Annotated in this window: 15 protein-coding genes; 10 read left to right on the top strand and 5 right to left on the bottom strand. The window is 67.2% G+C overall.

Annotated elements, in window-relative coordinates:
• The first annotated feature begins 397 nt into the window (after nucleotides 1-397).
• From DELCS14_RS16905 to DELCS14_RS16920, 4 genes are all read left to right on the top strand, one after another.
• Complete coding sequence (locus tag DELCS14_RS16905) at nucleotides 398-2521, top strand: PQQ-dependent dehydrogenase, methanol/ethanol family (RefSeq protein WP_013802734.1); 2124 nt, start codon at nucleotides 398-400, stop codon at nucleotides 2519-2521.
• A 122-nt stretch (nucleotides 2522-2643) separates the two neighbouring features.
• Entirely contained in the window at nucleotides 2644-3525 is an 882-nt protein-coding gene (locus tag DELCS14_RS16910; protein ID WP_013802735.1) for a transporter, read from the top strand.
• Nucleotides 3526-3568: 43 nt separating this feature from the next.
• The gene (locus tag DELCS14_RS16915; protein ID WP_013802736.1) at nucleotides 3569-5077 is read left to right on the top strand and encodes an aldehyde dehydrogenase family protein; all 1509 of its coding nucleotides are present in this window, start codon (nucleotides 3569-3571) and stop codon (nucleotides 5075-5077) included.
• Nucleotides 5078-5239: 162 nt separating this feature from the next.
• The gene (locus DELCS14_RS16920; protein ID WP_013802737.1) at nucleotides 5240-6793 is read left to right on the top strand and encodes a S41 family peptidase; all 1554 of its coding nucleotides are present in this window, start codon (nucleotides 5240-5242) and stop codon (nucleotides 6791-6793) included.
• A 192-nt stretch (nucleotides 6794-6985) separates the two neighbouring features.
• On the opposite strand, the gene dld is transcribed toward DELCS14_RS16920, so the two are convergent.
• From dld to DELCS14_RS16945, 5 genes are all read right to left on the bottom strand, one after another.
• The gene (dld, locus tag DELCS14_RS16925) at nucleotides 6986-8740 is read right to left on the bottom strand and encodes a D-lactate dehydrogenase (protein ID WP_013802739.1); all 1755 of its coding nucleotides are present in this window, start codon (nucleotides 8738-8740) and stop codon (nucleotides 6986-6988) included.
• Nucleotides 8737-9876 (bottom strand): FMN-dependent L-lactate dehydrogenase LldD, encoded by a 1140-nt coding sequence (lldD, locus tag DELCS14_RS16930; RefSeq protein ID WP_012205184.1) that lies wholly within the window; start codon nucleotides 9874-9876, stop codon nucleotides 8737-8739. The genes dld and lldD overlap by 4 nt, the downstream gene beginning before the upstream one ends.
• 10 nt (nucleotides 9877-9886) lie before the next feature.
• Nucleotides 9887-10693 (bottom strand): transcriptional regulator LldR, encoded by an 807-nt coding sequence (lldR, locus tag DELCS14_RS16935; RefSeq protein WP_012205183.1) that lies wholly within the window; start codon nucleotides 10691-10693, stop codon nucleotides 9887-9889.
• Nucleotides 10694-10878: 185 nt separating this feature from the next.
• Nucleotides 10879-12561, bottom strand: coding sequence for an L-lactate permease (gene lldP, locus DELCS14_RS16940; RefSeq protein WP_012205182.1), 1683 nt, complete (start codon nucleotides 12559-12561; stop codon nucleotides 10879-10881).
• Nucleotides 12562-12989: 428 nt separating this feature from the next.
• Nucleotides 12990-14012 carry a LysR family transcriptional regulator gene (locus DELCS14_RS16945; protein WP_013802740.1) on the bottom strand — a complete coding sequence of 341 codons (1023 nt, stop codon included), beginning with the start codon at nucleotides 14010-14012 and terminating at the stop codon, nucleotides 12990-12992.
• A 123-nt stretch (nucleotides 14013-14135) separates the two neighbouring features.
• Between DELCS14_RS16945 and DELCS14_RS16950 the strand changes: the two genes are divergently transcribed.
• The 6 genes from DELCS14_RS16950 (at nucleotide 14136) to DELCS14_RS16975 (ending at nucleotide 20863) form a co-directional block, all read left to right on the top strand.
• Nucleotides 14136-15074: a dihydrodipicolinate synthase family protein gene (locus tag DELCS14_RS16950; RefSeq protein ID WP_013802741.1), complete on the top strand. Its 939-nt coding sequence runs from the start codon at nucleotides 14136-14138 to the stop codon at nucleotides 15072-15074.
• A gap of 121 nt (nucleotides 15075-15195) precedes the next feature.
• Nucleotides 15196-16173 carry a tripartite tricarboxylate transporter substrate binding protein gene (locus DELCS14_RS16955; RefSeq protein ID WP_013802742.1) on the top strand — a complete coding sequence of 326 codons (978 nt, stop codon included), beginning with the start codon at nucleotides 15196-15198 and terminating at the stop codon, nucleotides 16171-16173.
• Nucleotides 16163-16870 (top strand): SDR family oxidoreductase, encoded by a 708-nt coding sequence (locus DELCS14_RS16960; protein ID WP_013802743.1) that lies wholly within the window; start codon nucleotides 16163-16165, stop codon nucleotides 16868-16870. Before DELCS14_RS16955 ends, DELCS14_RS16960 begins: the two co-directional genes overlap by 11 nt.
• Nucleotides 16871-16906: 36 nt before the next feature.
• Nucleotides 16907-18073, top strand: a complete 1167-nt coding sequence (locus tag DELCS14_RS16965; protein WP_013802744.1) for a mandelate racemase/muconate lactonizing enzyme family protein — start codon at nucleotides 16907-16909, stop codon at nucleotides 18071-18073.
• A 130-nt stretch (nucleotides 18074-18203) separates the two neighbouring features.
• A complete protein-coding gene (locus DELCS14_RS16970) occupies nucleotides 18204-19784 on the top strand; it encodes a hypothetical protein (protein WP_043796247.1) in 1581 nt (526 codons plus the stop codon).
• 194 nt (nucleotides 19785-19978) lie between these two features.
• On the top strand, nucleotides 19979-20863 hold the full coding sequence (locus DELCS14_RS16975; protein WP_012205176.1) for a putative selenate ABC transporter substrate-binding protein: 885 nt from the start codon (nucleotides 19979-19981) through the stop codon (nucleotides 20861-20863).
• Nucleotides 20864-20881 lie beyond the last annotated feature (18 nt).

The following is a 20881-nucleotide window of genomic DNA, read 5'->3' on the forward strand; positions in this document are numbered from 1 at the left end:
CGTCATCTGACTCGCCGTGATGTTTGAGTGAAGCGCGCAGCGCGTAACGAGTTTCACGGCGCACCCCGCATCCCGTTCAACGCAGGTTGCCCCGCAGCGCAGCGAAGGGGTCGCGGGCAGTGGGGTCGCCTTTTCTTGGCCTACGTTCTTTTGGCGAAGCAAAAGAAGGTAGGTCGGCTGCCGGGCCGAGACCCGGCCTCGAAAAACAACCACCCGGCAGGGTCAAAAAACCAGCCCACGAAAAACCGACACAAACCTGTTCCATCGCGGTACAGATCCGCCCCCGGGTAAATCCGAATGTTGTGGCGCCGGGGCGCTTTTTTTATCGTCTCCCACATGGTGCCCTTGCCCCCAGCGCCATGCACGCAAAAACAAACCACACAGGAGACGAGACAACATGAAGACCCACGTGCTTTCCTCCACGCTGCTGGCCGCCAGCCTGATGCTGGCCCTGCCCGGCGCCGCGCTGGCGCAGGCAGGCCTGCCAAGCAAAGGCTCGCCCGAGCACATACGAGCCGTCACCTCGCGCATCGACTCGCAGAGCATCCGCGACAACGCACGCAGCTCCAAGGACTGGCCCAGCTACGGCATGGACTACAGCGAGACGCGCTTTTCCAAACTCAGGCAGCTGGACACGGCCAATGTGAAGCGGCTGGGCCTGGTCTGGTCGTATGACCTGGAATCCACGCGCGGCGTGGAGTCCACGCCCGTGGTGGTCGATGGAATCATGTACGTCACCGCCAGCTGGAGCGTGGTGCATGCGGTGGACGTGCGCACCGGCAAGCGCCTGTGGAGCTACGACCCCGGCGTGGACCGTGCCAACGGCTTCAAGGGCTGCTGCGACGTGGTCAACCGGGGCGTGGCGGTCTACAAGGGCAAGGTGTATGTGGGCGCCTTCGATGGCCGCCTGGTGGCGCTGGACGCGGCCACGGGCCAGAAGGTCTGGGAGCAGGACACCATCATCGACCGCGCCTTCTCGTACACCATCACGGGCGCGCCGCGCGTCATCAAGGGCAAGGTGCTGATCGGCAACGGCGGCGCCGAGTACGGCGTGCGCGGCTATGTCACAGCCTATGACGCCGAGACCGGCGCGCAGCAATGGCGCTGGTTCACCGTGCCAGGCGATCCGTCCAAGCCGTTCGAGAACGAGGCCATGGCCCGCGCCGCCAAGACCTGGGACCCGGCCGGCAAGTGGTGGGAGGCCGGTGGCGGCGGCACGGCCTGGGACACCATGGCCTATGACCCCGAGCTCAACCTCATGTACATCGGCACGGGCAACGGCTCGCCCTGGGCGCAAGCCAAGCGCAGCCCGGCCGGTGGCGACAACCTGTACCTGGCCAGCATCGTGGCGCTGAACCCCGATACGGGCGAATACGTCTGGCACTACCAGGAAACGCCGGGCGACAGCTGGGACTTCACCTCCACCCAGCCGATGGTGCTGGCCGACATCAAGGTGGGCGGCAAGCCGCGCAAGGTCATCCTGCATGCGCCCAAGAACGGCTTCTTCTTCGTCATCGACCGCACCAACGGCCAGTTCATCTCGGCCAAGAACTTCGTCGACGTGAACTGGGCCAGCGGCTACGACGCCAAGGGCCGGCCCATCGAGACGCCGATTGCGCGCAGCGGCGACCGCGCGCGCGACGTGATCCCCAGCCCCTTCGGCGCGCACAACTGGCATTCCATGTCCTACAGCCCCGACACGGGCCTGGCCTACCTGCCGGCCCAGCATGTGCCGCTGACGCTACAGGACAACAAGAACTGGAAGTTCAACGGCGGCTCCCTGCCCGAGCCGCACAGCAATATCGGCTGGAACACGGCCACGCTGATCAACATGGAGCCGCCCAAGAGCACGCCCTTCGGCCGCCTGATCGCCTGGGACCCGGTGGCACAGAAGGAGCGCTGGCGCGTGGAGCATGCCTCGCCCTGGAACGGCGGCACGCTGGCCACGGCGGGCAACCTGGTGTTCCAGGGCACGGCCGACGGCCGCTTCGTGGCCTATGACGCGCGCAACGGCAAGAAGCTCTGGGAAAAGCCCACGGGCACGGGCGTGGTGGCCGCCCCCATCACCTATGAGGTCGATGGCCGGCAGTACGTCTCCATCGCCGTGGGCTGGGGCGGCGTCTACGGCCTGGCCGCGCGCCACACCGAGCGCAAGGGCCCGGGCACGGTCTACACCTTCGCGCTGGACGGCAAGGCCGAGGCGCCTGCCTTCGTCGCCTACCAGCAGGGCAAGCTGCTGCAGGGCGTGCCCTACGACAAGAGCCTGGTGGCCGAAGGCACGGCCCTGTATGTCAGCAACTGCGCCTTCTGCCACGGCGTGCCCGGCGTGGATCGCGGCGGCAACCTGCCCAACCTGGGCTACCTGGACCCGGCCTATATCGAGCACCTGGACAAGTTCATCTTCAAGGGTCCGGCCATGTCGCGCGGCATGCCCGACTTCACGGGCAAGCTGAGCATGGAAGACGTGGAAAAGATCAAGGCCTTCATCCAGGGCACAGCCGACGCGGTGCGGCCCAAGTAAGCGGCTCCCGCCCCGCTTCCTCTCTCTCCCCCACAACCCCCACAGGCACCTCCCCGGCCCTGCTGTCCTGCAGCAGGCCTGGGCAGGGCTTTGCCTGAAAACTCCGGACCGGACTCTTCGCCATGCCATCCAAGCCCTTCACCCGCGCATCCCTGGCCCTGGCAGCCATGGCCGCATGCGCCACCTTCAATGCCCACGCCGTCGATATCGATGCAGGCGACTACACCGCCCTGCCTCCGGGCACCACGCTGGGCATGGTCTATTACCAGCACGCCACGCGCGACAGCCTCTATGCCAATGGCGACCAGGCGCCCATACGGCCAAAGCTGACCTCGGACATCGGCATTGCGCGCGGCGTGCACTTCATGAAGCTGGGCGACTATGTGATCGACCCGCAGTTCCTGCTGCCCTTCGGGCGCCTGTCGGCCTCGCGCGATATCGCGGCCATGGGCAGCAATACCGGCGTGGGCGACCTGATGCTGGCCGCCACCCTGTGGCTGACAAAGCCCGGCGACAAGGAGCACTTCGGCATCACCCCCTTTGTCTGGCTGCCCACGGGCCAGTACAACCGCAACGACCCGCTGAGTCTGGGCGAGAACCGCTGGAAGGCCGCCCTGCAGGCCGGCTGGATCAAGCCGCTGGGCAAGAGCGTGACCATGGACCTGGCGGCCGATGTCACCGTCTTCGGCAAGAACGACGACTTCGGCGCCCACAGCGCCACGCTCAAGCAAAAGGCGCAGTTCCAGTTCCAGGGCCTGCTGCGCTACCACCTGTCGGATACCTCGGACCTGCGCCTGGGCCTGTCGCACCTGACGGGCGGCGAGACCCAGGTCAACGGCGTGTCGCAAGGCGACCGCCAGTCCACCACCAAGGTCTCTTTCGGCGGCGCGGTGTTTGTCGCGCCCAAGACGCAGCTGCTGGCCACCGTGGGCCGCGACCTGCATGTGCGCCAGGGCTTCAAGGAGAACGCCCGCATCAACCTGCGCCTGCTGCAGGTTTTCTGAATCCCACACCCCCTGTCCCCTGTCCACCACCAAGGAGCACACCATGAACCTCAGTGACATCCAGCACCAGATCACCGAACGCGCCAGCGCCTTCCTCAACCGGGGCACGCATGACCTCTTCATCGACGGCCAATGGGTGGCGGCGCAGACCGGCCAGCGCCTGTCCACCGTCAACCCGGCCACCGAGGCCGTGATCGCCGAAGTCGCCAGCGCCGGCCCGGCCGACGTGGACCTGGCCGTGCGCGCCGCCCACCGCGCGCTGCACCTGGGCCCCTGGGGCCGCATGCGCCCCGTGGAGCGCGAGCGCCTGATGCTGAGCCTGGCCGACCTCATGGAGACCCATGCCCAGGCCCTGGCCGAGGTCGAATCGCTGGACAACGGCAAGTCCGCCGCCATTGCGCGCGCCGTGGACATCGCCATGGCCATCGACTCCATCCGCTACATGGCCGGCTGGGCCACCAAGATCGAGGGCATGACGCACGAGCACTCCGTGCCCTTCGCGCCCGAGGCCCAGATGTTCACCTACACCCGGCGCGAGCCCGTGGGCGTGGTAGCCGCCGTCGTGCCCTGGAACTTCCCCCTGCTCATGGCCACCTGGAAGCTGGCGCCCGCGCTGGCTGCCGGCTGCACCCTGGTGCTCAAGCCCGCCGAGCAGACGCCGCTGACCGCGCTGATGCTGGCCGAGCTGATCCAGGAAGCGGGCTTTCCGCCCGGCGTGTTCAACGTGGTCACGGGCGACGGCCCCGGCACGGGTGCGCCCCTGGTCTCGCACCCGCTGGTCAACAAGGTCAGCTTCACGGGCTCGACCGAGGTGGGCAAGCTCATCGGCCATGCCTGCATGGACAACATGACGCGCATCACGCTGGAGCTGGGCGGCAAGTCCCCCGTCATCGTGCTGGACGACTGCGACCCGGCCACGGCGGCGGCGGGTGCGGCCAATGCCATCTTCTTCAACCACGGCCAGGTCTGCTGCGCGGGCTCGCGCCTGTACGTGCACAAGAGCATGTTCGACCGCGTGGTGGCCGACGTGGCCGACCAGGCCGCCCAGCTCACCCTGGGCCATGGCCTGGACCCCAGCGCGCAGATGGGCCCGCTGGTCTCGCAGGAGCAGATGGAGCGCGTCTGCAGCTACATCGACATAGGCCGCAGCCAGGGTGCCGAAGTGGTGACGGGCGGCGCCCGCGCAGGCCAGAGCGGCTACTTCGTGCAGCCCACGGTGATGACCGGCGTGCAGCACGACCACCGCGTGGCCCGCGAGGAAATCTTCGGCCCCGTGCTCGTGGCCATGCCCTATGACGACCTCGACGAAGTCGCCGCCTGGGCCAACGACACGCCCTACGGCCTGGGCGCCAGCATCTGGTCCAACAACCTGTCCAAGGTCCACCGGCTGATCCCCAAGATCCAGTCCGGCACGGTCTGGGTCAACTGCCACAGCACCCTGGACCCGGGCATGCCCTTCGGCGGCTACAAGCAGTCCGGCATGGGCCGCGACATGGGCCGCACCGCGCTGGATGCCTATCTGGAGACCAAGTCGGTGTTCATCAATCTGTGAGGGCTGCTGCCGGCCTGCAGCTTTTGTGCAGGCCGGCAGCGGGTGCTTGTCGGAAAGCACGGATTCAGATCATTCCGATATCTTTTCACTGCGCACCCCTGCACACTTCCCCGCTTTCCACGCCATGCCGCCTGCAGTGCGGCACAGAAAGAGAGGGAGACCATGGATCGTCGATGGATCGCAGGGCTGTCATGGCTCTTCATCGCCTGGTCCTGCCAGGCGCAGGACGGGGGCAAGGCCGACAGGCCCACGCCCGAGCAGGCCCGCCAGGAGGCGGCGCGCTGGAGCCGCACCGCCGTGGCCGACATCCAGCGAATGCACCAGATGATCCGGGAGGCACATCCCGCCGTCCTCGACCCTGGCGCAAGTGCTTTCCACCAGTGGTTCAGCGAGGGATACGACCAGGCCATGGCGCTGGCTGGGCGCGCAGCCACGGAGCAGCAGGCCTTTGCCGCGCTGCGCTTCTACACCACCGGATACCGGGACGGCCATCTGGCCATATGGCGCAACCACCATGCCGCCACGCCTGTGCGCACGACCTGGGCAGGCTGGGCCGTGCAGCGCCAGACAGGCCGCTACCGCGTCTCGGGCCGCGCTGCGCAATGGCCGATCGATACGCCGCAGGTGGGGGAGCAGGTACTGTCGTGCGACGGCAGCCCCATCGACGATCTGCTCACTGACAAAGTGGCGCCCTTCGTGAACCGGCTCGTGCACCTGGAGGGAACGAAGTCCGATCTGGCATGGCACCTGACCCGCGAATCGCCCAGCGCCCCGCTGTGGGAGCCGCTCAGGGTGCGTCAATGCACGACCCGCTCCGCTGCAGGCGAAATCCGGAGTTTCAACCTGGAATGGCAGCCGCTGGACGACAAGGACGCCCGTGCCCTGGCGCGGCCCCGGGCACCGCGCCAGGGCATCAAGGAAGTGCGACCGGGAGTGCAGTGGGTCCAAGCGTCCAACTTCATGCCATCGTCCGAGAAGGCCATGGCCGCCTTCGAGAAAATGCTGGAGGGCATCCGGCAGGCAGGAGATGCGCAGGCCGTGGTGCTCGATGTGCGCGGCAATGGCGGGGGCAACTCCCTGCTCGGCTACCGCATCCTGATGGCCCTGCTGACAGATGCCATCACGGCAGGCGCCACGCAGCACTCCCAAGCCAGGGCTTACTGGCGTGTTTCCGCCATGGCCCTGGAGGCGTTCGAAGAGCGCAGGACACAGCTCCTGCGCACGGAAGGCGCCGGCAGCCTGGTCTACCAGTTCACACAGCAGATGGCCTCGCTGATGGGGGATGCCGCATCGCACGGGGAAGATTTTGTCGAGCAGCCGCAGGTCGATGAAACGCACAAGGAGTTGCAGCAAGACACCGCCGCTGCACGCGCAAACCCCTTCAAGGGCAAGCTGGTGCTGGTCACGGATGCCCAATGCCAGAGCGCCTGCCTGGATTTCGTGAGTGCGGCGCTGCAGATTCCGGGCATCGTGCACGTGGGCAGCATGACCGGCACGGACACGCAGTACACCGACGTGGCCGACAAGGCACTTTCGCCCACAGTGACGTTCCGCGTCCCCCTCAAGGTCTGGAAGAACCACGGACGCCAGGACAAGGAGGGCAAGCCTTACCTGCCGCAGTTCGTCTTCGACGGCGACCTTGCCGACACCGCCGCCGTGCAGGCCTGGGTGCTGGACAGCATCCTGCCCACGGCAGGAAACATCCAGCTGGATTGAACAGCGGCAGGCTTTGAGGAGATCGGATGATGCGAAGCAGGTCCCATGACGACGCCATGGCCGAGCTGTACCGCAGCGATCCGGTCATGGCCATCGAGACCATCAACGCCATCCTGGCCGATGGCGACCCGGCAGAGCTGCGGATCGTGATGCGCCAGTTGGCCCTGGCGTACCCTCCCGCACAGCTTCCCCCTACTCCGAATACCCCTTGGGCCATCCCCCCGGCCGGTCGCAGCATTCCTCCCAGCCCAGCTTGCGCGAGGTGTGGCCTATGCCGGGGTTGAAGGTGTTGGTGGGGTCCAGTTCGCGGTAAAAGCCTGCCAGCGCGGGCTTGGCCACGTAGAGGTGGCCCACGTTGTGTTCGGCCGGGTACTCGGCGCGGCGCGCGTCCAGCAGTTCCCACATGCGGTGCTCCATGGCCAGCGGGTCCACGCCCTTCTTGACGATGTAGTCCTGGTGGAAGACATGGCAGAAGAAGTGGCCGTAGTAGAGCTTGTGGACCATCTCGCGCTCGACCTCGGCGGGCAGTTGCTCCACCCATTCGCGGTCGTTGCGGCGCAGGGCGACGTCCAGGGCCACGATGTCCTCGACCTGGGCGCGGTGCACCTCGCGGTAGCGGATGGCCGCGCCTGCGATGGCGAAGCGGTGCAGGAAGGCCTTGCGCCCCTCGTCGGCATCGCACTCGAACCAGCCGCCCGTGGTGCTGCCGCTGAAGTGCCGCGTGAGGAATTCACGCGTGGCCTCGGCCGTGTCGTTGGACACGCGCACCAGCAGGTGGTGCTCGTAGCGGTCGCGCCACTGGCGCATGCGCGCGGGCAGGTGGCTGGGCAGCAGGTTGGTCAGCGCCTGGATCACGCGGTCGGTGACGCCGCGCAGGCCGAAGCGCTCGAAGAAGCCGTCCACGCGGCTCTTGAGGGCGAAGGCGGCCGGCACCCTGGCCGTGCCGAAGCGGTCGATCAGCAGGAAGGTGTCCTTGCCGTATTTCTCGCCGATGTCGTAGGCCGTGCGGTGGATGTACTCACCCGCGATCGGCAGGCGCGGCAGCGCGGTCAGCAGCTCGCGGCGCACGGCCGTGAGGTCGTCGGGCGCATTGCTGCCTATGTAGAACACGGTGCTGGGCTCCTTGGGGAAGGTGTCCAGCCGCACGGCGAACAGGCACAGCTTGCCGGCCGAGCCCGAGGCCTCGAACAGGCGCGAGGGGTCGGCGTTGAAGCGCGCGGGCGTGTCCTCGTCCACGGCGCGCACGGCCTCGGCATAGCGCGGGTCGGAGGCGGCGCGCTGCGCATCGTGTGCGATGTCGGATTCGGTGTAGTCGCCGTTTTGCAGCCGCGTGAGGATTTCCTCGGGCGTGCGGCCCAGGGCGATGCCCAGGTGGTTGACGAGCTCCAGCGAGCCGTCGTCGCAGACGCGCGCGTACAGCGCCAGCTCAGTGTAGGCCGGGCCGCGCCGCACCAGGGCGCCGCCCGAGTTGTTGCAGATGCCGCCCAGCACCGAGGCGCCGATGCACGACGAGCCGATCACCGAATGCGGCTCGCGCCCCAGCGGTGCCAGCGCCTGCTCCAGCCGGTCCAGCGTGGCGCCGGGCAGGCAGACCACCTGGGCGCCGCCGCCAATGACCTGCACGCCGGTGATGCGCAAGGTGTTGATGAGCACGATCTCGCGGTCGTAGTCCGCGCCGTCGGGCGTGGAGCCGCCCGTCAGGCCCGTGTTGGCGGCCTGCATGATGACGATGCGCCCGGCCGCCACGGCGGCCTGCACCACCTTCCACTGCTCCAGCAGGGTCGCGGGCCGCACCACGGCCAGCACCGGGCCCTCGCCCGTGCGGTGGCCCTTGCGAAAGCGGCGCGTGGCCTGGTCGTCGGTGAGCACATGGGCGGCGCCCACGGCTTCGCGCAACTGCAGCAGCAGGGCCTCGCGGGAGACGACCGGAGTCTGCAGCGCGCTCATGGCTGGCGCACCAGCAGGTCGCCGGTGATGTCGGATACCTTGCTCACGCTGGTCAGCGTCATGGCCACGCGCATTTCCTTCTCCAATAGTTCCAGCAGGTGCTTGACGCCCGCCTCGCCGGAGGTGGCCAGGGCGTAGATGAAGGCGCGGCCGATCATGGCGCAGTCGGCGCCCAGGGCGATGGCGCGCACCACGTCCAGGCCGTTGCGGATGCCCGAGTCGGCCAGGATCTTGATCTGGCCCTTGACCGCATCGGCAATGGCCGGCAGCGCGCGGGCCGAGGACAGCACGCCGTCGAGCTGGCGGCCGCCATGGTTGGAGACGATGATGCCGTCGGCGCCAAAGCGCACCGCGTCCTTGGCGTCCTCGGGGTCCAGGATGCCCTTGATGACCATGGGCCCCTTCCAGAAGGCGCGTATCCATTCGAGATCCTTCCAGGAGATGGAGGGATCGAAGTTGGCGCCCAGCCAGCCGATGTAGTCGGCCAGGCCCGTGGGGCTGCCCCGGTAGGCCGAGATGTTGCCCAGGTCATGCGGGCGGCCCAGCAGGCCCACGTCCATGGACCAAGCCGGGTGCGTGACCGACTGCCAGTAGCGGCGCATGGCGGCATTCGGGCCGCTCATGCCCGAATGCGCATCGCGGTAGCGCGCGCCGGGCACGGGCATGTCCACGGTGAAGACCAGGGTGGAGCAGCCGGCCGCCTGGGCGCGCTCCAGCGCGTTCTGCATGAAGCCCCGGTCCTTGAGCACGTAGAGCTGGAACCACATGGGGCGCTTGATCTTGGGCGCCACCTCTTCGATGGGGCAGACCGATACCGTGGACATGGTGAAAGGAATGCCATGGGCGTCGGCCGCGCGTGCGGCCTGCACCTCGCCACGGCGGCGGTACATGCCCGTCAGGCCCACGGGCGACAGCGCCACGGGGATGGACAGCTTCTCGCCGAACAGCTCGATGCTGGTGTCCAGCCGGCTCATGTCCTTGAGCACGCGCTGGCGCAGCGCCACGGCGGCCAGGTCTTCCACATTGCGGCGCAGCGTCTGCTCGGCATAGGCGCCACCGTCGATGTAGTGGAACAGGAAAGGCGGCAGGCGCTTTTGCGCCGCTGCGCGGTAGTCGGAGGTGGAGGAGATGATCATGATGGGTGTCTCATGTCTTTCGTATCAGGTCTGAAGTGGGCAGCAGCGCGGGCGCGGCGTCCAGAGGCAGCCGCATGGAGCGCTCGCGCCGCGCGCGGTCCTCGTCCAGGCGCTGGATGGTGGTGCGCACATGCTCCAGGTGCTCACCGATGCATTCGCGGGCGCGCTGCGGGTCGCCGTCCAGGATGGCCTGCATGAGGCTCTGGTGTTGCACGGTCAGCTCCTGCAGGGTCTGGGGCGCGCTGAGGCGGAACATGTCATGGCGGTTGCGCTCTACCGTGGACAGCACCACGGTGAACAGGCTGTGCATGACCTGGACCAGCACCAGGTTGTGCGAGGCCTCGGCAATGGCCAGGTGGAACTGCGCGTCGGCACGCGCCGCCAGCTCGGCGTGGCCGCTTTGCTGGTGCTGGATCATCACCTCGAAGCAGCGCTGGATATGGTCCTTGTCGCGCTCCGTGGCGCGCTGGGCGGCCAGCCAGGCCGTGCTGGTCTCCAGCGCATGGCGGGTTTCCAGCACGTCGTAGCGGTAGTGGGAGTCGGACTCCATCAGGCCGGCCAGCGGCCGCATGGCGTCCTTGAGCCAGTCCGCAGGCTCGGCAGCCGGCGCCGGCTCCTGCAGGTAAGTGCCATCGCCGCGCCGCGCCACCAGCACGCCCTGGCTGGTGAGTTTCTGTATGGCCTCGCGCACCGAGGTGCGCGAGACACCCAGCTCGGCCGCCAGTTGCCGTTCCGCGGGCAGCCGCTGTCCGGGCTGCACTCCGCTGGCCTGCACCAGGGCAAGCAATTTCTCGACAACTTGATCGGCAACGCGCATGGGGATTCTCAGAATTGGTTTTCAGTGATTCACGGCGCTATGCGCCAGCCTCATCGCATGAAACCCGCACTGCCCAAGCCAGGGACACCGAGCAAGGGCCGCCCCGCCGCGAGGGTGTCGTCCCCCTCCCCCGCGAAGCGGGTAGAGAGGGGGAAGGCGCGCAGCGACTCAGGGGGTGTTTCATGTCAATACCCAGGAATCATCCACGTAAACACATAGGCTTGCAGCGTCGTGATCACCCCGATGATCACGGCGAACATCAGGCTGTGCTTGACCGTGAAGCGGAACAGGTCCGACTCGCGGCCTGCCAGGCCCACGGCCGCGCAGGCAATGGCGATGGACTGGGGCGAGATCATCTTGCCCGTCACGCCGCCCGTGGTGTTGGCCGCCACCGTGAGCACCTGTGGCAGGCCCAGCTGCTGCGCCGTCGTGGCCTGCAGCGCGGCGAACAGCGCGTTGGCCGAGGTGTCCGAGCCCGTGAGGAACACGCCGATCCAGCCCAGGAAGGGCGAGAAGAACGTGAACGCCTGGCCCGTGTGCGCCAGCGCCAGGGCCAGCGTGGCCGACAGGCCCGAGTAGTTGGCCACGAAGGCGAAGGCCAGCACCATGCCGATGGAGTAGATCGGCACGGCCAGTTCCCTGAAGGTCTCGCCCAGCGTGGCCACGGCCTTGGCGGGCGACAGGCGCGTGAAGGTGATGGTGATCAGCGCCGCGATCAGGATGGCCGTGCCGGTGGCCAGCAGCCAGTTGAAGGTGTAGACCGCGCCGTAGGGCGCAGCGGCGGCCACGACGGGGGGCGTCTTCTCCACCAGGTTGTGCAGGAAGGGCACGGGGATGTTGATGACGGTGGAGGCCAGCGGGCCGCCTGCGGCGAACAGCGCCTTGAAGGGCTTGATGCTCCAGACCGTCACCATGGCCGTGAGGATGATGAAGGGCGACCAGGCCTTGATGACGGCGCCTGCTGTCAGCGGCGCACCGGAGGTGATGGCCGGTGCTGCAACTGCCGCAGCCTTGCCGCCCTCGCCTTCCGTGTCGAAACGGAAGATGCGCTTGGGTTGCCAGACCTTGAGGAACAGCGTCAGCGCCACCAGCGAGACGATGGCCGAGGTGATGTCCGGCAGCTCGGGGCCGATGAAGTTGGCCGTGAGGAACTGCACCACGGCGAAGGAGCCGCCGCCCACCAGCACCGCAGGCCAGGTTTCCTTGACGCCGCGCCAGCCGTCCATGATGGCCATCAGCCAGAACAGCACGAGCACCGTCATGAAGGGCAGCTGGCGCCCGGCCATCTGGCCGATGGCGAATGCATCCACACCCGAAACCTGCCCGGCCACGATGATGGGAATGCCCATGGCGCCGAAGGCCACGGGCGCCGTGTTGGCGATCAGGCACAGGCCCGCTGCATACAGCGGCTTGAAGCCCAGGCCCACCAGCAGCGCGGCCGTGATGGCCACGGGCGCGCCGAAACCGGCAGCACCTTCCAGGAAGGCGCCGAAGCAAAAGCCCACCAGGATGAGCTGCAGCCGCTGGTCGGGCGTGACCGACAGGATGGACGAGCGGATCACGTCGAACTGCCCCGTCTTGACCGAAATCTTGTAGAGGAACACGGCCGCCACGATGATCCAGGCAATGGGCCACAGGCCGTAGAAGAAGCCGTACACGGCCGAGGCCAGTGCCGCGCTCACGGGCATCTTGTAGAACAGCAGCGCCACGCCCAGCGCCAGCGCCACGGTGACGGTGCCGGCCTGGTAGCCCTTGAGACGGAACCTGGTCAGCGCCAGGAAGAAAAAGATGATGGGAATCAGCGCGATCAGCGCCGAGATCCAGATGTTCCCGGCGGGATCGTAGTTCTGCTGCCAGATGGTTTGCATGACCGTGTCTCTAGATGATGGGGAGGGCGCGGTAAGCGCCCCTTGTCGGCCACTCCCTCTCGTTGCAGCGTTGGCATGCGGTGCGATCCGCACAAGATGTCTGCTGGCTGGCTGCAACGGTGACCGGGAGTGTTCCCCGCGCTGGCGCCTTGTGGGCCATTGGCAAATTGGTCCAACCAATCAAGCCAAAATTCAGACCATTGCGCGAAGTGGTGCGATTCTCAGAGCTTTCAAGTGGGCAGATGAACAGGGTAAACACCTAAAAGAGTGCAGATAATGCACCACGATGTTTATTGGTAAGACCAATTTACGGATTTGTTTTGGTGCAGCACGCAGCAAGGCGCACCGCCAGGGCAGGCCCTGGCGGTGCGCGAAGCGGATGGAAATCTGAAGAAAAGCAGCGATGAGGCGAGCGCGGGCGCGGACGATCAGCGCCGCGCGGGCTCGGCGCTCATGCGCGGCTGGCTGCAGGCCACGGTCCACAGCGCCTCGGCCGCATCGGCCATGTCGGCGCGCTGGCGGTACAGGCGGATCTCCACGGGCACGGACCAGGCATGGCCGCCCGCCAACACCAGCGCGCCGCTGCGCAGCTCGTCCACGATGAGGCTGCGCGGCAGCCAGGCCACGCCGCGCCCCTCCAGCGCCATGGCCTTGAGCAGGGCCGCATGGTGGGCGGTGAACACGGTCTGCGCGCCCTGGGGCAGCTCGGGCCGGCCATCGCCCTCGCCCGCCGTGCCGGCGCCGCCTGCGCCAAACAGCCCGCGCAGGCGCGAACGCATGATGCGCCCCAGCCCCGAGGCCTCGCTGTAGGCCAGCACGGCCAGCGGCAGGGGCTGGCCGCCGCCCGTTGCGGACCCGGCGTCTATGGCATGCAGCGCGCGGCCCGGCGCGTCCGGCCAGGGCGCGGACACGGGCAGCAGCATGTCTTCGGACAGCTGCAGCATGGGGTAGCCGGCCTCGTCCAGCCGGCCCGGCACCTCGGCATGGCCGTGGCACAGCACGAACTGCACGCGCCGCTGCAGCGCCTGGTCCTCGCAGGCATGAAAGCTGTCCGAGATGGTCTGTATCGGCCCCAGCCGCAACTGTGACTCCAGCGTGCCCAGCCAGCGCGGGAAAAAGGTCAGCGACAGCACATGGGTGGCCGCAAAGCGCAGGCTAGCGGCGGCCTGGTCGTGCGCGGCGCGGGCCTTGATGCGCGCCGCCTCCAGCTTGGCCAGCACGTCCTCCAGCAAGGGCTGGAAGCGCTGGCCTGCGGCGGTGAGCGCGGCCGGATGCGCGCTGCGGTCGAACAGCTCGGCGCCCACCCATTCCTCCAGCGCGCGGATGTGCCGGCTGAAGGCGGGCTGGGCGATGGAGCGGGCCTCTGCCGCGCGCGAGAAGTTGCCGCTTTCGGCCAGGGCCAGAAAGTCTTCCAGCCACTCCATGTCAAGGGGGCGATTGCCAGGTCCCATGGTCTCCAGTCGTTGTGGTTCTCGGATGGATAGATGTATGCGATTCGAGTATTGGACCGTGCGGGCGCGGCGGGAAATGATCCATCCGTCGTTCACACCCATCCCAAAACGGAGACAAGCCTCATGCCTTCCATCTCGAATTATCGCGGCATCATTCCCGCCATTTCCTGCCCCTTCACGCCCGACCACCGCATCGACGAGCCCGCGCTGCGCAGGCTGGCATCGTGGCTGGCAGGCCATGAGGGCGTGGTCGCCGTGATGACCAACGGCCATACGGGCGAGGTGTTCGCGCTGACGCCGGCCGAGCGCGCCGAGGTCACGCGCATCGTGGCCGACGAGCTGCGGGGCCGGCTGCCCGTGATCTCCTCCATCGTCTGCGAAGGCCTGGCCGATGCGGCCGAGCATGCGCGTGCCGCCCAGGCCGCAGGCGCGGTGGCGCTGGATGTGATGCCGCCCCACCACTGGCTGCGCTTCGGCTTCACGCCCGGCCATGCGCTGCAGTACTTCGAGGCCATCCACCGCGCCGCGCCGGACCTGGACCTGGTCTGCCACGTCTACCCGGCCTGGACGCGCGCCTCCTACTCCTCGCAGCTGCTGGCCGAGCTGGCGCGCCTGCCCTACGTGCAGGCCTTCAAGGTGGGCCAGCGCGACATGAACAAGTACGCCCGCGACATCCAGGCCATCCGCGAGGCCAATCCCGCCAAGGCCATCCTGACCTGCCATGACGAGTACCTGCTGGCCTCCATGGTCCAGGGCGTGGACGGCGCCCTGGTCGGCTTCGCCACCTTCATCCCCCAGCTCATCATCGACCTGTGGAATGCCGTCAAGGCCGGCGACCTGAAGAAGGCCATAGCGGTGCAGGCCGTGATCACGCCGCTCAAGGACGCCGTCTACGGCGGCGGCGAGCCCACGGGCGAGGCCCACGCCCGCATGAAAGGCGGCATGTACCTGGCCGGCGTGATCGACGACGCCACCGTGCGCCCGCCCACCGAGGCGCCCAACGCCCAGGAGCTGCAGGCCCTGCGCGCTGCCGTGGCGCAGGCCGGGCTGCTCAAGCGCTGAACGCAGGCCGCAGGCCACACACAGACACAGGCTCTTGCCGCGCAACCAGCCTGGCCCGGCCCGGCCCGAGCTGCGCGGCCCCTTCGGACAACAACAAAAGAACGACAGGAGACAAGACACCATGCAACGCCATCATTTCCTCCGCGCGGCCCTGGGCGCTGCCGCAGGCGCCGCCCTGCTGGCGCTGGCCGGCCCGGCCGGTGCCCAGGCCTGGCCTGCCAAGCCCGTGCGCGTGGTCATTCCCTTCCCGCCCGGCGGCACGCTGGACGCCGTGGGCCGGCAACTGGCGCAGAAGCTGGGCGAGCAGACTGGCCAGCAATTCATCATCGACAACCGGCCCGGCGGCAACGGCGTGATCGGCGGCGACATCGTGGCCAAGGCCCCGGCGGACGGCTACACGCTGCTGTTCAACGCCTCCACCTTCACCACGGCGCCCATGACCATGAAGACCGTGCCCTACCAGGTCAACCGGGACTTCGCACCCGTGGCCCTGGTGGCCAAGGCGCCGCTGTCGGTGGCCATCAACAAGAACCTGCCCATCACCGACATCAAGTCGCTGATGGCCTATGCCAAGTCCCATCCGGGCAAGATGACCTTTGCCGTGGGCTCCATCGGCTCGGCAGGCCACCTGTCCACCGAACTGCTCAAGCGCGCGGGCCAGCTGGACTACCTCATCGTCCCCTACAAAGGCACGGCCCCCGCCTTCCAGGACCTGATCGGCGGCCAGATCGACGGCTTCATCGACCCCATCCTGGGCTCCCTGCAGTACCACAAGGGCGGCATGCTGCGCGTGGTGGCGGTCACCTCGGCCCAACGCGCGCCCAGCCTGCCCGATGTGCCCACGGTGGGCGAGACCATTGCCGGCTACGAGTTCTACAGCTGGTACGGCCTGTGGGCGCCGGCCAAGGTGCCGGCCGACATCATCAAAAGGCTCAACACCGAGGTCAACAAGGCGCTGGCGGGCGATCTCAAGGACAAGCTGCGCGAGCAGGGTCTGCTGCTGTCGCCGGGCAGCGTGGAGGACTTCGCCAGGTTCCAGGCCAACGACATGGAGCGCGCCCAGAAGATCGTGACCGAGGGGAACATCCGTGTCGAATGAACTGCGCCACGCCGTGGTCACCGGCAGCAGCAGCGGCATAGGCCGCGCCATTGCCCAGTCGCGGCTGGATGCAGGCTGGCGCGTGACCGGCCTGGACCTGGCGCCCGCCAGCCTGGCGCATGAAGCCTTCCACCCGCTGCGCGTGGACCTGTGCGACGGCCTTGCCATTGCGCAGGCGGCCCAGGCCAACCGGGACCGGCCCGCCCCCGATGCCCTGGTCCATGCCGCAGGCGTGCTGCGCGTGGGGCCGCTGGGCCTGCTGGACCACGCGGGCGGCGAGCTCATGTGGCGCCTGCATGTGGATGCCGCCACACGGCTGGCCGACGCCATCGTGCCCGGCATGGCAGCGCGCGGCGGCGGGCGCGTGGTCTTCATCGGCAGCCGCGTGGCCCAGGGCATGCCCGGGCGCGGGCAGTACGCGGCCACCAAGGCCGCGCTGGTTGCGCTGGCACGCAGCTGGGCCGCCGAAGTCGCTGGCCAGGGCGTGACGGTGAACGTGGTCTCCCCGGCTGCCACGGCCACCGCCATGCTGGGCGACCCCGCCCGTGCCGGCAGCGCGCCGCGCCTACCGCCGCTGGGCCGGCTGATAGAGCCGGCCGAGATCGCCGCCCTGGTCGGCTACCTGCTGTCGCCGCAAGCCGCCGCCATCACGGGGCAGGACATCGCCATCTGCGGCGGCTCGTCGCTGCCGCGCTGAGCCCACCCCGACACCCATCCTTCATCCGCAAGCACCATGAAAATCGTCAACATCCTCGAATCCACCCGTCCCATCAAATCGGACATCCGCAACGCCTACATCGATTTCTCGAAGATGACGCTCAGCCTGGTGGCCGTGGTCACGGACGTGATCCGCGACGGCCGCCCCGTCATCGGCTACGGCTTCAACTCCAACGGCCGCTACGGCCAGGGCGCGCTGATGCGCGAGCGCTTCATCCCGCGCGTGCTGGAAGCAGAGCCTGGCAGCCTGCTGGACGACAGCGGCGACAACCTGGACCCGCACAGGATCTGGGCGCGCATGATGATCAATGAAAAACCCGGAGGCCACGGCGAGCGATCGGTGGCCGTGGGCACCATCGACATGGCCGTCTGGGACGCCACGGCAAAAATAGCGGGCAAGCCCCTGTACCAGCTGCTGGCCGAGCGCTACGGCAGCGGCACGCCCAACCCGCGCGTCTTCGTCTATGCCGCTGGCGGCTACTACTACCCCGGCAAGGGCCTGGACGGCCTGCGCCGCGAGATGGAAAGCTACCTGGAGCGCGGCTACTCGGTGGTGAAGATGAAGATCGGCGGCGCCTCGCTGGCCGAGGACTGCGAGCGCATCGAGTCCGTGCTCAAAATTCTGGGCCCGGGCCAGCAGCTGGCAGTGGATGCCAACGGCCGCTTCGACCTGGCCACCGCGCTCGACTATGGCCGCGCCCTTGGCCAGTACCCGCTGTTCTGGTACGAGGAAGCCGGCGACCCGCTGGACTACGAACTGCAGGCCCGCCTGGGCGAGGTCTACCAGGGCCCCATGGCCACGGGCGAGAACCTGTTTTCCATGCAGGACGCGCGCAACCTGATCCGCCACGGCGGCATGCACCCGGACCGCGACTGGCTGCAGTTCGACTGCGCGCTCAGCTACGGCCTGGTCGAGTACCTGCGCACGCTGGACATGCTCAAGGCCCATGGCTGGTCGTCCAGCCGCTGCATTCCGCACGGCGGCCACCAGATGTCGCTGGCCATTGCCGCCGGCCTGGGCCTGGGCGGCAACGAAAGCTACCCCGACCTGTTCCAGCCCTATGGCGGCTTCCCCGACGGCGTACAGGTGGACAACGGCCACGTCACCCTGCCGCCGCTGCCGGGCATAGGCTTCGAGGGCAAGGCCGACCTGATCGCCGAGATGCGCGCGCTGGCGGTTTGATCAGCTGTTGAAAAAAGCGGGAGAAGGCTGTTGCTTTCTCCCCTGGGCCGCTCCACGGGGCCAGCCTGTAACCAGCACCCTCTGCTAACGTACTGGCATGACACCCGCACTGAGTCTCCGAACGCGCTGGATGGCTGCCACGCTGTTGCTCCTCGCCTTCTTCCTGGCGTTCTATCGGACGGCATGGGTTGCCGAAGACGCCTTCATCACGTTTCGCGTCATCGACAACTGGATTGCCGGCCATGGCCTGAGGTGGAACATCGATGAAAGAGTTCAGGTCTTCACCCATCCCTTGTGGATGTTTCTCCTGAGCCCCCTGGTATGGCTCAGCAGTGATCCATATTGGTCTTCGATCGGGCTGAGTGCCGCGCTCATGCTGGTCTTCTGTCTCTTGTGCCTCAAGGCCATGGGCGGTCCCCATCTGCGCAGCCTGCTCGCGCTTTCGACCTTGCTGTGGTGCCAGGCATTTGTCGACTACTCGTCCTCAGGGCTGGAAAATCCGCTGACACATGTTCTGCTGGTTCTTTTCTTCATCGCCTGGAAAACCGAACATCCGCACCGCGTGCTGCGCCTGAGCGCGCTGTCGGCACTGCTTTTTCTGAACCGTCCCGATGCCGTCGTTCTTGTGGCGCCTGCGCTTGTCGCCAGCCTGGCCGCCAGCCGCGACAAGCCTGCTGTTCTGGTAAGGCAGTTTTTGCCTGGCCTGTTACCGGCCGTTTTGTGGACGTTGTTCTCCCTCTTCTATTTCGGTTCACCAGTACCCAACACCGCCATCGCCAAGGTGTTGAATGGTCTGACGGCAGCCCAGTCAGCACAGCAGGCCTGGAATCTAGTAGTCCATGCGTATGAATACGACCTCCCTACCTTGGTCACCATTCTGGCTGGGCTGGGTTTTGGCCTCACGCGTGCCGCCCTGCGCCCCATCGCAGCAGGCATTGCGCTCTGGTTTGGCTATCTCGTTTATGTGGGCGGCGACTACATGGCCGGACGCTTCTTGGCAGGACCATTGGTTTTCTCGATTCTTGTGCTCGGCACGGTGGAGCTGTCTTCTCTCTACACCGTCACATGGGCCCTGTTGCTGGTGGCGTCCACGGGCGCCCTGCATGCCACCGTCCTCTCGCCGATCAGCTATCAGCAACGGTTCGTCATGCCCTCTGGAATTGCCAATGAGCGAGGGTTCTACTACCAGGAGCTTGGTATGCGCCGCGTCTTGGAGCATCACTCTTGGAAGCTTCATCCATGGTTTGTCGAAGGTGACAAGCTGCGCAAACAGCCCCCCGCCGTCTACGCAAAATGCAACATAGGAATGACAGCCTTCGCTGCGGGGTCCCAGGCGACCTGGATTGACCCTCTAGCACTGGCAGAACCCTTTCTTGCCCGTCTTCCCGCTCGATCAAACAGCCGGGTTGGACACTACGAACGAGCGTTTCCCGAGGGATTTCTGACGGCGCGCGCCACCGGCAACAACACCTTGGCAGAGCCTGCCCTGCAGCGGCTCTGGACCGATATCAGACTTGCCACGAGCGCCAACCTGTTTTCGCTGGAGCGTCTTGCTTCGATCAAGCGGCTCAATCTCGATAAAAAACTCTATGTGCCGGAGCATTTCGACAGGGACGCCGTTGGCATTCCAGGCCACCCTGTCACCAGCCGGTCGCAAACGTCCTGCATGGGGTATCCAGGAGAAGTCCAGTTCACTCTGCGCCTACAGTAGACGGAACTGCGGAGCCGCTGAAGCTTGCTGCGGTCCCATATCTGACGCTCCCCAACGGAAAAGCCCGCTCCCTACAATGCAGCCTCAGCGGTCGGTGTACCGCCCTTGTACCTTCGGCGCCCGGGTCAACCCCGGGCGCCTTATTAAACCGCCGTGTATCCGGACGGCGGTGGCTGATTGAACGGAGCCCATCCATGAACCACATTCCTGCGCGCCGCTCGGCGCTGCGCCAGGCGGCTGCCTGCGTGCTGGCCGCCTCCACCCTGTCCAGCCTGCCCGCGCTGGCCGCCGAACCCGCCGTGCTGCGCGTCTCGGCCATCCCGGATGAAGCTCCCACCGAGCTGCAGCGCAAGTTCGAGCCGCTGGGCAAGTACCTCTCGGCACAGACCGGCATGAAGGTGGTGTTCACGCCCGTGACCGACTACGCCGCCGTGGTCGAGTCGCTGGCCACGCGCAAGCTGGACCTGGCCTGGCTGGGCGGCTTTACCTTCGTGCAGGCCAAGATCCGCACCAACGGCACGGCCATCCCCATCGTGCAGCGCGAGGAAGACGCCAAGTTCACCTCCAAGTTCATCACGGCCAACCCCGCCATCAAGACCCTGGCCGACCTCAAGGGCAAGAGCTTCGCCTTTGGCGCGCCCTCGTCCACCTCGGGCAGCCTGATGCCGCGCTTTTTCCTGCAGCAGGACGGCATCAACCCCGAGAAGGACTTCAAGACCGTGGCCTTCTCCGGCGCGCATGACGCCACCGTGGCCTTCGTGGCCGCAGGCAAGGCCGAGGCCGGCGTGCTCAACGCATCGGTCTGGGACAAGCTGGTGGAGACCAAGAAGGTCGATACCAGCAAGGTGCGCGTGTTCGCCACCACGCCGCCCTACTTCGACTACAACTGGACCGTGCGCGGCGACCTGGACCCGGCCCTGGTCAAGAAGCTGACCGACGCCTTCCTGGCGCTGGACCCGGCCAAGCCCGAGCACAAGGCCATCCTGGAGCTGCAGCGCGCCGCGCGCTTCGTGCCCACCCAGGCCTCGAACTACGAAGGCATCGAGGCCGCCGCCAAGTCGGCCGGCCTGCTCAAGTAAGCCGCGGCAGGCGCAATC

The organism is Delftia sp. Cs1-4 (genome assembly GCF_000214395.1).
In the GTDB taxonomy this organism is placed as follows: Bacteria; Pseudomonadota; Gammaproteobacteria; order Burkholderiales; family Burkholderiaceae_C; genus Comamonas; species Comamonas acidovorans.

Bases quoted from the DNA above. Each gene is read 5' to 3' on its own strand.
- DELCS14_RS16920 (WP_013802737.1), top strand. From the start codon at position 5,240: ATGGATCGTCGATGGATCGCAGGGCTGTCATGGCTCTTCATCGCCTGG.
- DELCS14_RS16975 (WP_012205176.1), top strand. From the start codon at position 19,979: ATGAACCACATTCCTGCGCGCCGCTCGGCGCTGCGCCAGGCGGCTGCC.
- lldP (WP_012205182.1), bottom strand. From the start codon at position 12,561: ATGCAAACCATCTGGCAGCAGAACTACGATCCCGCCGGGAACATCTGG.
- dld (WP_013802739.1), bottom strand. From the start codon at position 8,740: ATGAGCGCGCTGCAGACTCCGGTCGTCTCCCGCGAGGCCCTGCTGCTG.
- lldR (WP_012205183.1), bottom strand. From the start codon at position 10,693: ATGCGCGTTGCCGATCAAGTTGTCGAGAAATTGCTTGCCCTGGTGCAG.
- DELCS14_RS16965 (WP_013802744.1), top strand. From the start codon at position 16,907: ATGAAAATCGTCAACATCCTCGAATCCACCCGTCCCATCAAATCGGAC.
- DELCS14_RS16910 (WP_013802735.1), top strand. From the start codon at position 2,644: ATGCCATCCAAGCCCTTCACCCGCGCATCCCTGGCCCTGGCAGCCATG.
- lldD (WP_012205184.1), bottom strand. From the start codon at position 9,876: ATGATCATCTCCTCCACCTCCGACTACCGCGCAGCGGCGCAAAAGCGC.
- DELCS14_RS16915 (WP_013802736.1), top strand. From the start codon at position 3,569: ATGAACCTCAGTGACATCCAGCACCAGATCACCGAACGCGCCAGCGCC.
- DELCS14_RS16905 (WP_013802734.1), top strand. From the start codon at position 398: ATGAAGACCCACGTGCTTTCCTCCACGCTGCTGGCCGCCAGCCTGATG.
- DELCS14_RS16950 (WP_013802741.1), top strand. From the start codon at position 14,136: ATGCCTTCCATCTCGAATTATCGCGGCATCATTCCCGCCATTTCCTGC.
- DELCS14_RS16955 (WP_013802742.1), top strand. From the start codon at position 15,196: ATGCAACGCCATCATTTCCTCCGCGCGGCCCTGGGCGCTGCCGCAGGC.
- DELCS14_RS16970 (WP_043796247.1), top strand. From the start codon at position 18,204: ATGGCTGCCACGCTGTTGCTCCTCGCCTTCTTCCTGGCGTTCTATCGG.
- DELCS14_RS16945 (WP_013802740.1), bottom strand. From the start codon at position 14,012: ATGGGACCTGGCAATCGCCCCCTTGACATGGAGTGGCTGGAAGACTTT.